At 63.5% G+C, this 16,525-nt stretch carries 10 protein-coding genes; all 10 read left to right on the top strand.

Going from position 1 to position 16,525, the window contains the following annotated elements:
- The first annotated feature begins 28 nt into the window (after window positions 1-28).
- The 10 genes from KH389_RS08340 to fliT all read left to right on the top strand — a co-directional run bounded on the left by KH389_RS08340 (window position 29) and on the right by fliT (window position 16,478).
- Complete coding sequence (locus tag KH389_RS08340) at window positions 29-3,586, top strand: glycosyltransferase (protein WP_213607208.1); 3,558 nt, start codon at window positions 29-31, stop codon at window positions 3,584-3,586.
- Window positions 3,587-3,643: 57 nt separating this feature from the next.
- On the top strand, window positions 3,644-6,430 hold the full coding sequence (locus KH389_RS08345) for a glycosyltransferase (protein WP_213607209.1): 2,787 nt from the start codon (window positions 3,644-3,646) through the stop codon (window positions 6,428-6,430).
- A 219-nt stretch (window positions 6,431-6,649) separates the two neighbouring features.
- Window positions 6,650-7,813: a dTDP-4-amino-4,6-dideoxygalactose transaminase gene (gene rffA / locus KH389_RS08350; protein WP_058542058.1), complete on the top strand. Its 1,164-nt coding sequence runs from the start codon at window positions 6,650-6,652 to the stop codon at window positions 7,811-7,813.
- A 37-nt stretch (window positions 7,814-7,850) separates the two neighbouring features.
- A complete protein-coding gene (locus KH389_RS08355; RefSeq protein WP_213607210.1) occupies window positions 7,851-11,426 on the top strand; it encodes a glycosyltransferase in 3,576 nt (1,191 codons plus the stop codon).
- 238 nt (window positions 11,427-11,664) lie between these two features.
- Window positions 11,665-12,606 (top strand): ketoacyl-ACP synthase III, encoded by a 942-nt coding sequence (locus KH389_RS08360; RefSeq protein ID WP_054915639.1) that lies wholly within the window; start codon window positions 11,665-11,667, stop codon window positions 12,604-12,606.
- Between the two features lie 268 nt (window positions 12,607-12,874).
- Window positions 12,875-13,723, top strand: a complete 849-nt coding sequence (locus tag KH389_RS08365) for a flagellin domain-containing protein (protein WP_054915638.1) — start codon at window positions 12,875-12,877, stop codon at window positions 13,721-13,723.
- Between the two features lie 72 nt (window positions 13,724-13,795).
- The gene (locus KH389_RS08370) at window positions 13,796-14,161 is read left to right on the top strand and encodes a flagellar protein FlaG (protein ID WP_043861796.1); all 366 of its coding nucleotides are present in this window, start codon (window positions 13,796-13,798) and stop codon (window positions 14,159-14,161) included.
- A gap of 72 nt (window positions 14,162-14,233) precedes the next feature.
- Complete coding sequence (gene fliD, locus KH389_RS08375; RefSeq protein ID WP_078480281.1) at window positions 14,234-15,643, top strand: flagellar filament capping protein FliD; 1,410 nt, start codon at window positions 14,234-14,236, stop codon at window positions 15,641-15,643.
- Between the two features lie 133 nt (window positions 15,644-15,776).
- Window positions 15,777-16,172 carry a flagellar export chaperone FliS gene (fliS, locus tag KH389_RS08380; protein WP_043861798.1) on the top strand — a complete coding sequence of 132 codons (396 nt, stop codon included), beginning with the start codon at window positions 15,777-15,779 and terminating at the stop codon, window positions 16,170-16,172.
- Window positions 16,173-16,181: 9 nt separating this feature from the next.
- Window positions 16,182-16,478 (top strand): flagellar protein FliT, encoded by a 297-nt coding sequence (fliT, locus tag KH389_RS08385; protein WP_043861799.1) that lies wholly within the window; start codon window positions 16,182-16,184, stop codon window positions 16,476-16,478.
- The last annotated feature ends 47 nt before the right edge of the window (window positions 16,479-16,525 follow it).

Genomic DNA, 16,525 nt, shown 5'->3' on the forward strand with positions numbered 1-16,525 from the left:
CCCCGGGGTTTTCTCCAGGTCTATCTCAATGAACGAACTGCCGCTCGTCAGCATCGCCATCCCCGCGTTCAACCCCGAGTTCTTCAGTCGCGCCCTGCACAGTGCCATTACCCAGCGTTATGCCAACGTGGAAGTGGTCGTGTGCGACGACAGCCAGGGTGACGAGATCAAGGCGATTTTCGACCTGTGGGCAGGCCAGGCCACGTGCGCGCTGCGGTATGTGCGCAACCCGTCGACGCTGGGCTTTTCGCGCAATGTGCTGATGTGCCTGGAGCAGGCGCAGGGTGAATTCATCAAGTTTCTCTGCGATGACGACTGGCTGGTGAGTGACTGCATCGCTCAGTCGGTGCAGGTGATGCTCGACTGCCCGGATGTGAATGTGCTGGTTCACCATCGGCTGATATGCGCGGCGGACGAAACGGTACTGCCCATGCGCCAGGCCAACTGCATCATTTCCCCCACCAGCGCGTTGATCAACGGCGGCGACCTGCTGGAGGCGCTCGAAAGCAACCTGCCGAACCTGTTTGGGGGTATCAGCCATGCGCTGTTGCGCCGTGCCCAGGTTCAGGACTTTTTGCCGCAGCTGGTGCAGGAGGGCGAAGGGTTTCGTGCGCGTCTGGTCGAAGCGCTGTTCATCTGCCTGCTGCGCCGTGGCCACCTGGCCTACCTGAACACCATGCTCAGCCTGGAGCGCGTTCACCCCGGGCGCTTGAGCCATCACCCCAGCATGACCCTGGCTTTCGCTACCGAAAGCGAGTGGTTGCGCCAGATGCTCGCCTCGCGCACCAGTGAACCGGCGCCGGCCAGCGGTTGGGTGCGGCACATACCACTGGAGCTCTACACCGCCGGCGCTGACAAGGCCTGGGAAGAGTTCGAGCTGACGCGCCTGTATGCGCGCCAGGTCGCCAGTTTTCAGCAACAGGTCGGCACCAGCAGCCTGAGCTTCACCGAGCTGTACGGCGAGTGGCTGGGGTGTCGGGTATTGTCGGCGGCGCAGCTTGACCTGCTGCCCAAGCGCATTGCGCAATGGCCGCGTCGCCCGCGCATCGACGTGCTGGTGCTCGCTGCCCAAGACGATGGCGTGGCACTCAAGGCCACGCTGGACAGCCTTGAGCAACAGTCCTATGCCGCTGCGGCCATTTGCGTGCTGGGCCCGGCAGCGCTGCAACCGTTGAACCCCAAGTTCGTGCAGGTGCACGCCCAGGGCCATGCCATCGAGCAGCTCAATGACTGCGTGACCCGCGATGGGGCGGGTGACTGGGTATTCCTGCTGCGTGCAGGCGACTGCCTGCACCCGCATGCGTTGGTCATCATGGCCGAGCGCATGGCACTGCAACCCGACTGCGCGTGCCTGTACACCGATGAAGGCACCCACGACAACCTGCAGCCCAGCCAGCCGATCTTCAAGCCGGACTTCAACCTGGACCTGATGCGCAGTGTTCCCTACGTAGGCAGGCTGCTGGCCTTCGATACCGCCCGGGTGCGTGAGCAGGGCGGTTTCGACCCGCAGTTCGAGTCGTTGGCCCCCCACGACATGCTCTGGAAACTGGTCGAGAGTCAGGGGTTGGGCGCGGTGGGGCATGTCGCCGAGCTGCTGGTGCAATGTCGCTACGGCTATGAGGCCTGGCAGCGGGAAGCGGCCTGTGCCGTACAGGCACCCAGGGTGCTGCGTGCGCATCTGGCACGCCTGGGCGTCGAGGCCGAGGTGGTCAGCGCCGAAGGCTCGATGTTTGCCCACGTGCAGTATCGACATGCCGATACGCCGGCGGTGTCGATCATCGTTGCCGCAGGCGATGACGTAAAGGCACTGACGCGCTGCGTCGAATCGATTTTCGAGCACACCGCCTACCGCAACTACGAGATCCTGATTGCTGTCAGTGGTCGTGAGTCGATGCCGGTACAAGGCTGGCTGGCTGCAATGCAGGGGCTTGGCAGCGAGCAGTTGCGCATTGTGCCGGTAGCCTCGGCGAATGGCCCGGCGCTTTACAACCAGGCCAGCCTGCAGGCACGTGGCAGCTACCTGCTGTTGCTCGATTCGGACTGCGTGTTTTTCGACGCGCAATGGCTTGATGAACTGGTAGGTCAGGCCCAGCGTCCAGAGGTCGGCATCGTCGGGCCAAAATTGTGCAACCAGACTGGCAACGTGACCGGAGCAGGCCTGGTGCTGGGGCTGCACGGTGTTGCCAGCAGTCCGTTTTTCGGCCAGCCCGCAGACGCCAATGGCTACATGAATCGGTTGGCTTGCGTGCAGAACTACAGCGCCGTGAGTGGCGTCTGCCTGATGGTACGTCGCGAGCTGTTCGACCAGCTTGGCGGTCTGGACGGCGAAACCTTCTCGACCGGCTTGAGTGATGCCGACCTTTGCCTGCGTATGCGCGACCATGGCTATCTGATCGTCTGGACTCCCTTTGCGGTGGTTGCCAAGGCCACCTCGCAGACGGTGGCCCTGGACGAGCAGCACAAGGACAGCTTCTACGAGCGCTGGCTGCCGCGCGTGGCCAATGACCCGGCGTACAACCACAACCTCAGCTTGCGCATGGCCAGTTTCAACCTGGAGCCGGGCCTGCGCGAGGGATGGGTGCCGTTCATCCAGCCGGTGCTGCCTTTTGTCATGGCCTTGCCAATCAACACCACTGCGGTCGGACACTATCGCGTCAGCCAGCCGTTCAAGGAGCTGGAACGGGCCGGCTGGATACAGGGACAGTTGAACTATGTGCTGCCGAGCATGGTGGAGCTTGAGCGTTGCAAGCCGGATGTGATCATCCTGCAGTGCCGCTATACCACCGGCTCGCTTGAGGAGATGGCGCGCATTCAGAGACTTTCTTCGGCTCGGCGCATCTACGAGATCGATGACTACATCATCGATGTGCCCGAGAAGAATGAACACCGGCGCAACATGCCCGGCAACATGCGCGAAATGGTCAGCCGCGGTATCGCCCTGTGTGATCGGGTGGTGGTCTCCACCGAGCCACTGGCCGACGCGCTGTCGAGCATGCACCGGGATATTCGCGTGGTCCCCAACATGCTCTCGCGCTCGTTGTGGGGCGGCCTGAAGGGGCGCCGCCAGACGTCGGCGCGTCCGCGTGTCGGCTGGGCGGGCGGCACCAGCCACCGCGGCGACCTCGAACTGCTGGCCGAGGTGGTCAAGACCTTGGCCAATGAGGTCGACTGGGTGTTCTTCGGCATGTGCCCGCCGCTGCTGCGTCCCTACATCAAGGAGTTTCATGCCGGCGTGCCGCTGCACCTGTACCCGCAGAAGCTGGCGGGCCTGAACCTCGATCTGGCGCTGGCGCCGCTCGAGCAGAACCTGTTCAACGACTGCAAGAGCAACCTGCGCCTGCTGGAATACGGTGCTTGCGGTTTCCCGGTGATCTGCACCGAGACCAAGGCCTACGGTGGTTACCTGCCCTGTACGCGGGTCGCCAGTAACACCACCGAGCAGTGGCTGGACGCGATCCGCATGCACCTGGCAGATCCGCAGGCCAGTTATCGCCAGGGCGATGCGCTACGCGAAGCGGTACTGCGTGACTACGTACTCAATACACACAATCTGCAGCAATGGGCCAACGGCTGGTTGGCCGATTGACCTCCACCGGCCGGCAAGTCGCCTGGCCGGGCATCCAACAACAGAGGTAGGTGCTTTATGACTGACAACGCAACCGGGTTGGGCAAAGACGTTACGGTCGTGCTGCTGGGGCATGAAGAGCAGGGCTATCGCGAGCGCGCACTGCATTACTACAAGGCGCAGGGTCTCGCCTGTGCAGTGGTCGAGCACGCCTCGTCGAACCTGACTGGCGATGCCTGCACCCAGGGGCTGCAGGCGCTGCTTTCGCAGCTTGCAACGCCGTTCGTGAGCCTGGCGCTGGATACCGACTTTGTCCGTGTTCAGGCCCTGGAGGCTGCGGCAGAGCATCTTCATGCGCACCCGCAGTGCCAGTTGGCCCAGGGCTACGTGCTGGGCTACGCCCCCGGCAGCAAGCAGGTGGCCTACCACAAGATCGGCGATGCACTTGATGCCACCGTTGGCGAAAACGCACGTGTTGCCATCGAGCAGTATGCCGCCAGCGGACAGTCGGCCTGGCGTGCGCTCGTGCGAGTACCGACGCTGCAGGCTGTGCTGTCGACCTTGCCCGCCGGGCTCGATTTCGATACCTGGCTGGTGGTGGTGTCGTACTCGATGCTCGGCCAGGGCGCGCTCAAGCGGCTGGACCAGACCGATGCGCTGGTGCAGTACGCCGACAGCCGGCTGAGCCAGGTCGAACGCGAAGAGCAGCGAGTGCGTGCGGTGCGCGTGCTGCGCCAGTGGGACGCCGACCACCTTCGGCTATGCGCCGACGATGAGGGCTTCACCGTCATCGACCGGTTCGTTGGCGCCACCCAGGGTGGTGTTGCTACCGATCTGCTGTTCACCTCCACCTGGAGCGGCATGAATGCAGCGCCCGAGCGCAGGTTCGAGCCGCGCCAGTTTGTCGAGCTGCCTTACTACAATGCGCCGTTGTTCGAGGTACTGACCGGTCTGGAATTCCTGTTGCACGCCTGGCCGGTCGGACAGGCCCATCGGCAGGCGGTCGAGGGTACCTGGGTGAGCCAGTTCGAGCTGTTGCGCGAGCACCCCAACGACACCGTCGATACCCTGAGGGCACGCTACTGGCAAGCGTTGGACCTGGGGGTGTTCACCCCCGAGGTTTGCCGCCGTCTGCTTGCGACCCTGGTGGATGAGGACGTCCAGGCCGATGCCCGCGAGCTGCAGGCATGGCTGGAACGCCTGGATGGTCTGCCGGGCATCGACCCGGCCGCGTGGCTCAGGGCCACCGCCTCGGGCCTGGTGCAGGAGTCGATTGCCGCTGCCACGCCGGACGCCGCCACCCAGCAGCGTATCGTCGCCCACCTGAGCAAGCAGCGTGCTGCACAGATCGCCTTCGTGGTTGTCGACCTGGAAGACGACAACGGCGCACTGCAGAACACCTTCGACAGCCTGTTGGCCAGTGGCCTGCGCGACTTCAAGCTGGTCGTGCTCAAGGCCGGCAAGCCGCCGGTGGTGACCACGCCACGCGATACCCTGCATTTCATCCAGGTCACGCCGGGCAATTTCGTCTCCCACCTGAACCAGGTGGCGCGTCAGGTACCAAGTGAATGGCTGTTGCTGCTGCAGGCCGGCGACCTGCTGACCGTGGGCGGCTTGCTGCGCCTGCAGGTGGAGCTGGCGTCAGCCCCGGGCTGCCTGGCCATCTGCGCCAACGAAGTGCAGCGCGACTCCGACGGGCGTCTGGTCAGCGTGGTGCGCCAGGGTGGCAACCTGGACCTGCTGCGCAGCCGTCCCGACCTGATGTCGCAGCACTGGCTGGTACGTCGCGAGGCAGTGGTCGAACTGGGCGGCTACAGCGAAACCTACCCGCAGGCGGTGGAGTTCGACCTGCTGCTGCGTCTGGTCGAGCACAACGGCCTGAACTGCCTGGCACACATGGACGAGTACCTGGTGATCGGTCGGGGCGGGCGTGAGGGCATGGCCCAGGACGCGCTGTCCACGCTCAACCGTCACCTGGCGGCGCTGGGCTACCGTGGCCAGGTCAATGATGCAGGCGAGGGGCAGTTGCAGATCGACTTCCGCCATCAGTCCACGCCGCTGGTGAGCATCCTGATCGCGGCCGACGATGACCTCGAGCAACTCAAGGCCTGCGTGGCCAGTGTGCTGCAGCGTACCCGCTACCCGCGCTACGAAGTGCTGGTGGCCTGCCGCGACACCCTGGCAGACCTCACGGTCGCTGCGCTGCAAGGGTTTGGCGGGCGGGTCAAGCTGCTGGCCGGCGAACACGTGCAGTCAGCCTCGCAGCTCATCAACCTGGCTGCCGTCAACGCCAGTGGCGAGTACCTGGTGCTGCTCTCCAGCCGTTGCCAGGTGGTGACGCCGGCCTGGATCGAAGCCCTGCTCAACCAGGCCCAGCGCCCTGAAGTGGGCGTGGTGGGTGCGCGTCTGGTGGACCGCGAAGCCGCCATCAGCCATGCCGGTTACGAACTGCTTGCCGGCGCCCAGGTGCAGTCGCCCTGGCTGGGGGTGTCGACGCGCGACAGCAAGGCGTCGCTGTGGTCGGGCGTGGTCCGCAGTTGTGCGGCGGTGTCGGCTGACTGCCTTATGGTACGCAAGGCACTGTTCGAGCAGTGCGATGGCCTGTCTGCCGAGGGCGGTGCCGACATCGAGCTGTGCCTGAAGGCAGCCGATGCAGGCCTGCTGGTGATCTGGGCGCCACAGGCGCAGTTGCTCAGCGACCAAGTGCCGATGCCGGATGCCCAGGCCTGCCAGGCGCTGGAAGGCCGTTGGCCGGCTGCGTTCAGCAGCCGGGTGATCATCGACGGCCGGTTTGGTGTCGATGTGTCGCGCTCGGTCGCTGCCGGTGGTTCGCCGGTGCTGGAGTGGCTCGCCGACCTGGGCTGATGGCGCGGGTTTTGCAAAAGCCGGGTTTCGTACCCGGCTTTTTTGTGCCCGACCCGCTCAGGCATGAGCGCCGCGTCAGGATCATGCCGGGGTACGGCAGTTTATTGACAGCCATCGCAGGGCGGGCGGGCTTTTCGAGCCGCAGGTGCGCCGTTGTGATCGCCTGAAAAACCTACACAGATCGTACCGGCCCCAGGGCCGTGCGATGGAGGCGTTACCGTGAGCAAACAGGTTATCCCTTTCAACAAGCCGTTCGTGGTTGGCAAAGAGCTGTTCTACATTGCCCAGGCGGTCATGAACGGCTCCATTGCGGGGGACGGCGAATTCACCACGCTGTGTCAGGGCTGGCTGGAAAACAACCTGGGCTGTGAAAAGGCGCTGCTGACCCATTCGTGCACCGCTGCGCTGGAAATGGCCGCGATCCTGGCCGACGTCGGGCCGGGCGACGAAGTCATCATGCCGTCCTTCACCTTTGTCTCCACGGCCAATGCCTTCGTGCTGCGCGGTGCGGTACCGGTGTTCGTGGACATTCGCGACGACACCCTGAACCTGGACGAGCGCCTGGTCGAGGCGGCCATCACCGACAAGACCAAGGCGGTGGTGGCAGTGCACTACGCCGGGCAGCCGTGCGACATGGATGTCTTGGCGCAGATCTGCGAAAAGCATGGCCTGTTCCTGATCGAGGATGCCGCCCAGGCGATCCTGGCCCGCGACCGCAAGCGCGCCCTGGGCACCATCGGGCACCTGGGCTGCCTGAGCTTTCACGAAACCAAGAACGTCATCAGCGGCGAGGGCGGTGCCCTGCTGATCAACGATCCGCGGCTGGTCGAGCGGGCCGAGATCATCTGGCAGAAGGGCACCAACCGCAAGGCCTTCAGCCGCGGCGAAGTGAGCAAGTACACCTGGGTGGATGTCGGCTCGTCGTTCCTGCCCAGCGAGCTGACGGCCGCATTTTTGTACGCGCAGCTCGAGCATGGCGAGCGCATCAACAAGCACCGTCGGACCCTGTACGAGAAGTATTTCAGCCTGCTGCGACCACTGGCCGCCGATGGTCTGTTCCAGCTGCCGCGTACCCTGGACGACAAGCCGGCCAACGCGCACATCTTCTACCTGCTGATGCGCAGTGTCGAAGAGCGCACGGCGTTGATCGCGTTTCTGCGCGAGCATGGGGTGAATGCGGTGTTCCACTATGTGCCATTGCATGACTCGCCAGCAGGCCTGCGTTATGCGCGCAGCAGCGGCCAGTTGCCGATCACCACGGATGTCTCGCAGCGCCTGTTGCGCCTGCCGTTGTTTTCCGACATGCGTAGCCGCCAGGTGGCGCATGTGTGTGCGTGCATCGCGCGCTTTTTCCAGGACAAGCCTTCGAGCGCCTCGCGCTGACAGCAGCACGCCCCTAATCAGAGATTGGAGTTTCACCATGTCGCATGCCTCGCAGGTCGACGCGCAGGTCCTTGAGCAGGCGTTGTTTCGACACACCCTGATGTTCGCCAAACCCGAACACCCTTACTACATCATGGCGCCCGACTACCGGGACACCTCCTCGGGCATCGTGTCGCTGCACTACCTGTGTCACGTGCTCAACCTGAACGGGCGCGAGGCGTATCTGTGCGGGCCCAAGGTGGTCAACCCCAACCTGAAGACGCCGCTGCTCGACGCCGCCACCGAGCAGCGGCATCAGCAACAGGGCAAGGTGGCCATCGCCGTGTATCCGGAGGTGGTGGTCGGCAACCCGCTGGGGCGCAGGGTGGTTTCGCGCTTTTTGCTGAACTTCGAAGGGCTGATCAACGGCAAGTCGATGGAGGCCGCGCCCACCGACCTGCTGTTCTACTACGGCCCGGCGCTGGCTGAAAAACGCGGCCACGCCAACCCCGACCTGCTGGGCCTGCCGGTGCTCGACATCGACCTGTTCAAGGCGCCGCCGGCGGGCACGCCACGCAGGGGTTGCTACCTGTATCAGAACCGTCATCCCCTGGAGCAGATCGACTACTCGCTGTTGCCCGAGGGTATCCAGCTGCTGCGCATCGCCAATGCGCTGCCGCTTCATGAACTGGCCCAGGTGCTGCGCTCGGCCGAGGTGATGTACAGCTACGAATGGTCGATGACCTGCGTGATCGCCGTGCTGTGTGGCTGCCCGGTGATCTTCATGCCCGGTAGTGGTGTCGACCAGGCGTTTCTCGAAACCGGCTTCCTTGGCAGCGCCGGCTTTGCCCTGCTTGACCAGCCGGACGCGCTGGCCACCGCCAGGGCAGGGGTGGAGGGGGCATTGCAGCGCTACGTGCTGGCAACGCTGCCGTTCTGGAAGCAGCTGGATACGTTCATTGCCAAGACCCAGGCCGCGGCCGCGCTCGAAGCGGCGGACCTGAACCTGGGCGTGCTGCCCTGGTTGCGCGAGCGCCACCCTGATGCCCAGCAGCTGCGCCTGATCAACGAGCGCCTCGACAGCCAGCCGATGCCGGTCATCGGTGTGCTTGTGCTGGATGACGCTGATGATCGCCAGCGCCTGGCCGCCACCCTGGCCAGCCTGGGTACGCAGCGCTGCCTGTACCCGCACCTTGAGGTCTGCGTGCTTGGCAACCAGTCGTTGGCCGACCCGCAGGTGCAGCATGTGCCCTGTACCCGGGAGCGGCAAGCTGAAGCGATCAATGCTGCGCTGCAGCACAGCCGGTGCGACTGGTTTCTGATCGTGGAGGCGGGCGTCGAATTCACGGCCTCGGGCCTGCTGATCGCGGCACTCGAGCTGGCCGGTGCCGAGGCCGGTTGCCTGGCGTACATGGCGGATGAAGCGATGCGCGCGACCAATGGCAGCACCGACATCGCACTGCGACCGGATTTCAACCTCGACCTGCTGCTGAGTTTCCCGGCAAGCCTGTCGCGGCACTGGTTGTACCAGCGCCAGGCCTTGTTGCAACGGGGCGGCTTCGCCCTCGACTGCGCTCGGGCGTTCGAGCTGGAGTACCAGCTGCGCCTGGTCGAACAGCAGGGCCTGGGCTGCGTGGGGCATGTCGCCGAGCCGTTGCTGATCGGCGAGGCCCTGCCATTGCGTGATTGCGCCCACGAGCGCGCGGTGCTGGAACGCCACCTGCAGGCCCGCGGTTACACGCAGGGGCAGGTCGCGGTGCTGGCGTCGTTGCCGGGCCGTTATCGTCTCGATTACGGGCATGCCCAGGCCGCCTCGGTGAGTATCCTGATCGCCCTGGAAGGCAGCGTCGGCCACTTCCAGCGCTGCATCGAAACCTTGCTGGAGAACACGGCGCTGGCTGGCGGCTTCGAAGTGCTGTTGCTGGCGCCGTCTGCCCTGGACGAGGCTGCCCGTGAATGGCTGGCGATGGTCGAGCAGATCGGCGGTGAGCAGATTCAGGTCCTGCACTATGCTGCCGGCCAGTCGCGGGTTGCCATGTGCAATCACGCGGCGCAGCAGGCCCGTGGCGATTTCCTGCTGTGGCTGGATGCGCGTGCGGGGATCCTCGCGCGCGACTGGCTGCAGCAATTGCTCAATCACGCCCAGCGGCCCGAGGTGGGCGCGGTGGGGGCCAAGCTGATGGCGGCCGACGGCAAGGTCCGGCATGCCGGCCTGGTGCTGGGGCTCACCGGCCTGGTGGGCTCGGCATTCGACGGGGTCGATCATCAGCAGGCCGGTTACATGGGGCGGCTGCAGGTCGATCAGGACTGTTCGGCGCTCAGTGGCGAATGCCTGATGCTGCGCCGGGCGCTGTTCCTTGAGGCCGGCGGCTTTGCCGAAGATCCGCTGCTGGCCCGCTGGGTGGATGTCGACCTGTGCCTGAGGCTGCAGGAGGCCGGTTACCTGAACGTCTGGACGCCCCATGTGCAATTGCTGATGGACGCTTGCGAGCGCGACGCGGCGACCACGGAGCAGGAGGACGCTCTGCTGGCCCGCTGGCTGCCACGCCTGGCCCGCGATCCGGCATACAACGCCAACCTGTCGTTGCAGGTGCCGGGTGGCTTTGTCCGGGCGAGCAACTCGCTGGTGTGGAACCCGCTGAAAAGCTGGCACCCGCTGCCCATGTTGCTGGCTCACCCGGCCGACCTGCAGGGCGCCGGCCAGCAGCGCATCGTCGAGCCGTTCAAGGCGCTGCGCGAGGCGGGGTGGGTGGACGGGCTGGTCACGCCGCACCTGCTGTCTGCCGTGGAGCTGGAGCGCTACGCACCGGACACCGTGCTGCTGCAGCGCCCGCTCGATGACGCGCAACTGCTGGCCATGCGGCGCCTGCGGGCGTTCTCGCGGGCGTTCAAGGTGCTCGACGTGGACGGCTACCTCCCGCAGATGCGCTTGCAGGGCGCGCATGCCGGGTTTGGCGCCGACGAAATCAGCCAGCGCTTGCAGAGCGCGGTGATCCTCGCCGATCGCATCATCGTGCCTGCGCCCGCGCTGGCCGAGTTGCTGGCAGGCCAGCACGACGATATTCGTGTGCTGGAGGCCAGCTTGCCGGGCCGATGGTGGCGCAATCTCCAGGGCAAGCGTGGCATGGGCAGCAAGCCCCGTGTCGGCTGGGCCGGGGCGGTGGATGCCGACCTGCTGGTCGATGTGGTCAGGACGCTGGCCGCGGAGGTGGAGTGGGTGGCGCTGGGCGACTGCCCCGAGGCCCTGCGCCCCTACATGAAGGAGGTACACGCCGCCGTCGCCCCCGAACGGCAGGCCGCAGCGCTGGCCGCGCTCAACCTGGACCTGGCGCTGGCGCCCATGGCCCAGAGCCTGCTCAATGCCTGCTCGGGCAACCCGGGGTTGCTGGAGTACGCCGCCTGTGGCTACCCGATCATCTGCAGCAATGTGCCGGGCTTTGCCGGTGTCGATGTGCTGCCGCTGACCCGCGTGGCCAACACCACGGCCGACTGGCTGGCCGCGATCCGCCTGCACCTGGGCGACCCGCAGGCTTCCGCCAGCCTGGGCGAGGTGCTGCAGGCCAGCGTGCGGCGCGACTGGCTGCTCGAGGGCGAGCGCCTGGCGCTGTGGCGCGCGGCCTGGCTGGCGGGCTGAGCGGTTTTGCAGGGCGGTCGGGCCTTCCCGACCTGGCCGTCCTCACGTGACCGTGAAGTGCTGTGCACAAGCATCGCCCTGGTTCGCGTACAATGCCGTGACTTGGCAGTCGAAACGTGCATCTCTAAGCTAATGAATCAGCGGGCGGTGCAGGTGGCCTGGAGCGGCGCTGCGTGAGATCCCTTGCCTGCAGGGGAGTGAGGCCCGTGAAAATCCGCATATCTATCGGGAAGCCACAATGATTGGCATCAAAAGTATCGCGAGTTACGTACCTGTCGAGGGTCTGAACAATTACGCCCAGGGTGCGAAATTCGGCAAGGATCAGGACTTCATTCTGGGCAAGATCGGTTCGACCTTTCTGCCGCGCAAGGAGGCAGGTCAGGAGACCTCGGACTTGTGTGTAGAGGCCGCCAAGGTCCTGTTCGCTGCCAATCCTTCGTTGTCCCCGGAGTCGATCGATGTGCTCATCGTGGTCACCCAGAACGGCGACGCCGAAGGGTTGCCGCACACTGCCGCGATCGTCCAGCACAAGCTTGGCTTGCCCACCCATGTGGCGGCCTTCGACATTTCCCTGGGCTGTTCCGGTTACGTCTACGGCCTTTATGCCATCAAGGGCTTCATGGAGGCGGCGGGGCTGAAGAACGGCCTGCTGATCACCGCCGATCCCTATTCCAAGATCGTCGATCCGGAAGATCGCAACACCACCATGCTGTTCGGTGATGCTGCCACGGTCACCTGGATGGGCGAGGACGCGGCCTGGCAACTGGGCAAATCGAGCTTTGGCACCGACGGCGGCGGCGCAGAGCACCTGAAGGTGAATGACGGGGTGTTCTTCATGAACGGTCGCCAGGTGTTCAACTTCGCGTTGCTCAAGGTACCTGCGCACCTGCGTCAGTTGCTCGAGGCGAGCAACCTGGGGGCCAACGACATCGACCTGTTCTGCATTCACCAGGGCAGTGCGGCAATCGTCGATGCCGTGGCGCGCCGCTTCGAGGAAGACAAGCCCGAAACCATCGAGAAATTCGTCAAGGACATGGTCGAGACCGGCAACACGGTGTCCTCGAGCATTCCGTTGCTGCTGGAAAAGCACGTACTGGGCACCCAGCACAGGCGTGTGGCCTTGAGCGGTTTTGGCGTGGGCCTGTCGTGGGGCTCGGCAATCATCGAGCGTCGGGACTGAACCGACCTCCCGTCTACAGAAGCGCTGCCTTGAAGGTGGCGCTTTTTTTTGCCTTTGCGGTATGCCACAACCAAGGCTGTGCCGCAGGGGCCATAAAGCTGGCGTCAAACCCTTGATTTCATTGGAGTGGCAGGGTGCCAGTAAAAATTTTCAAAAAACCCCTAAAGCAACCTGCACAGACGACGATAACTATTACGAAGGTTCTCTAGGCCACACCCGGCGCTTGCCAGGGCCGGAAGCCGCAATACCCACAAACGAGGAATTCGTCATGGCATTAACCGTAAACACCAACGTCACGTCGCTGAACGTTCAGAAAAACCTGAACCGCGCTTCCGACGCCCTGAGCACCTCGATGACTCGCCTGTCTTCCGGCCTGAAAATCAACAGCGCCAAAGACGACGCCGCTGGCCTGCAGATCGCTACCCGTATGACCTCGCAGATCCGCGGTCAGACCATGGCAATCAAAAACGCCAACGACGGTATCTCGATCGCCCAGACCGCTGAAGGCGCGATGCAAGAGCAGGTCAACATCCTGCAGCGTATGCGTGAACTGGCTCTGCAATCGCGAAACGACTCGAACGATTCGGACAACCGTGACTCGCTGAACTCCGAATTCGCCCAGATGCGTGACGAGCTGACCCGTATCGCTCAGTCCACCCAGCTGAACGGCAAGAACCTGCTGGACGGTTCCGCCAGCACCATGACCTTCCAGGTCGGTTCGGAAACCGGTGGCATCAACCAGATCAGCATCGACCTGACCGGCAAGTACCTGGCCAGCGACCTGGGTATCACCAACGCCATCACCATTGCCGGTAGCGACAGCGCCACTGCCGAGACCAACTTCTCGGCTGCAATGGACGCGATCGATGCTGCGGTCAAGACCATCGGTGAAGGCCGTGCTGCACTGGGTGCCGTTCAGAACCGTCTGACCAGCACCATCAACAACCTGCAGAACATCAACGAAAACGCCGACGCTGCCCGTGGTCGTGTACAAGATACCGACTTCGCTGCCGAGACCGCTCAGCTGACCAAGCAGCAGACTCTGCAACAAGCTTCGACTTCGGTTCTGGCCCAGGCCAACCAACTGCCATCCGCCGTACTGAAACTGCTTCAGTAATCGCCTGATGGTTATCGGCGGGGGAGTGCACCTGTGGCGCTCCCCCGCCTTTTGCATTGAGAGGTGGTTGGCATGGATATGAGCGTCAAGCTGAACCTGTCCTACCAGGCTGCGAAGCCTGTGGAGCAGCCCACCGAGCGCCCTGCGGTCAAGCCCGTGGAGGCTGTCGAATCCATCAAGCCAGCGAAGGAAAGCGCCGACAGCGGCCTGACCGAAGCTGAGAAGGTCAAGAACGCGCTCAAGGACATCGAGAAGTTTCTCGCCTCGTCGCGTCGCAATCTCGAATTTTCCACGGATGAAGAATCCGGCCGAATTGTAGTTAAAGTCATCGCCAGTGAAACCGGTGAGCTGATCCGCCAACTTCCTTCGGAAGAGGCGTTGAGAATTGCCCACAGTCTGAGCGATGTTAACAGCCTGCTGTTCAACGCCAAGGTCTGATGCTGGCGTCCGAGCAGCACGTTCGCTAGCCTTGATCGGCTAGGGGCGGCGCGCAACCAAGAGGGAATAGCAATGGCGAGTTCAATTTTACCGGGCACCGGTCTGGGTTCTGGCGTCGATATCAACAAGATCGTCAGCACGCTGGTGGCGTCTGAAACCGATCCGAAAGCCAACCAGATCAAACGCCAGACTGCCAACAACTCGGCCATGCTTTCTGGTGTCGCATCGCTCAAGAGCGCGCTGTCTGTCTATCAGGCGGCGATGAAGAAACTCAATGATCCCCTCGCGCCGTCGTTCAATGCCTATGCGGCAACGTCCAGCAACGACGCCGCGATCAAGGCAACCTCCAACAATACCGCGGTGCCTGGTACCTACACGATCCGTGTCGACAACCTGGCCACCTCGTCCAAGGTGGCCAGCCAGAACTTCGACACCGGCGCCACCACGCCGATTCCCGAAGGTGACCTGCTGATTACCCAGGACGGTGTCACCCACACCGTCAAGGTCGGCCCTGGTGCAACCTTGCAGTCCGTGCGCGACACCATCAACTCGTCGCTGTCCGAGAAAGGCATCACTGCCAACCTGGTCAATGGTGCAGACGGTTCGCGCCTGGTGTTCAGTTCGACCAAGACCGGTGAGGGTACGGACATTTCCGTCGACGGCACCATCGACGCGCTCAAGATCGCGCCGGGCGAGAAGATGGATGGTGACGGTGCCGGCTACATCGGTGAGCCGGCCAAGGACGCAAAACTGTACGTCGACGGCCTGCCGGTCACGAGCAAGAGCAATACCGTCACCGGTGCCATCAGTGGCATCAGCCTGGACCTGCTTCAGGCAACCGGCCCCGACGCCAGCAAGGCTGTACAGGTTACGGTGGGTGAGAACACCGATGGCCTGAAAAAATCGGTGCAGGCCTATGTCGATGCCTATAACACCCTGATCAAGGCGGTCACCAACCTGACCTCCGTGAGCAAGGATGCCGATGGCAACACCGTGCTGGGCCCGTTGACCAACGACCCGACCACCCGTTCGCTGCTGAGCGACCTGCGCAGCCAATTGGCGACCGAGTCGGACGGTACCCGCCTGACCACCCTCAGCCAGCTGGGCATCAACACCCAGAAGGACGGTACCCTCGAGTTCAACTCCGTCAAGTACGACGCAGCGATGAAGGACAAGAAGCTCGGTGCCGACGTGCAGGAGCTCTTCACCGGTAAAAATGGCGTGTTCGCGCACATGAACAAGGCGATCGAACCGTACCTGCAGACCGGTGGCATTCTCGACTCGCGCAAGAACGGCCTGGACAGGCTGCAGAAAGACCTCGAGAACCAGCAGGAGGCCCTGGATCGGCGCATTGCGTCGCTGACCGAGTCGCTGACCAAACGCTACGTGGCCATGGATACCTTGGTCGGCAAGCTCGAGGCGCAGCGCAAGAACATTGCCTCGATGTTCGCCTCGATCGAAGCGCAGCAGAAGAACTCCTGATAGCAGGGGCCGCAAAAAAGCCCGGCAGCACCCCTTCGGGTGCTCCGGGCTTTTCGTTTTCGGGGTTAAAGTTTTTTGACCCGCAGGCGATACAGGCGGTATATGAACCTTTTCGTTTGTTACGAGGTAGAACATGAACCCTATGTTGGCCCTTCGGCAGTACCAGAAAGTCAACGGCGTGGCGCAGACCTCCGAGGCCAGCCCGCACCGTCTCGTGCAGATGCTCATGCAGGGCGGGCTGGATCGCATCGCGCAGGCCAAAGGTGCAATCGCGCGCAATGACCTGGCCCAGAAGGGCATCCTGATCGGCAAGGCCATCGGGATCATCGGCGGTCTGCGCGAAGGGCTCGACCTCGAAAACCAGGCCGAGGCACTGGCCGACATCGATGGGCTGTACGCCTACATGAGCAGGCGCCTGGTCGAGGCCAACGTGCAGAACGACCCGGAGATCCTCAATGAAGTCGCACGCCTGCTGATTACCGTCAAGGAAGGTTGGGACGCGATCGGCGATCAGGTCGCCGACGTCTAGGAGAACGCCATGAGTGCCGTGCTCGAACGTATCGAACAAACCCGCGAAGCCCTGCTCGGGGCATTGGCCAGCCGCGACTGGGAAACGATCACCGAACTGGACCTGAGCTGCCGTGTTTGCGTCGAGGACGTACTGGCCGAGGCATCGACCAACGAACAGGTCCTGCGCACCAGTCTTGAGGAATTGCTCGACGTCTACCGCCAACTAATTGATGTTGCAAGTGGTGAACGTCAAACAATAGTCGACGAGATGACGCAGATCCGCCAAGCGAAAAACGCCGCAAAGGTATACCATCTGTTCAGCTGACGCTGGACGGTTCGAAAATGCAGTGCGCCATAAATTTGACTGTGTAC

It is taken from the genome of Pseudomonas qingdaonensis (assembly GCF_018398475.1).
Classification (GTDB): domain Bacteria; phylum Pseudomonadota; class Gammaproteobacteria; order Pseudomonadales; family Pseudomonadaceae; genus Aquipseudomonas; species Aquipseudomonas palmensis.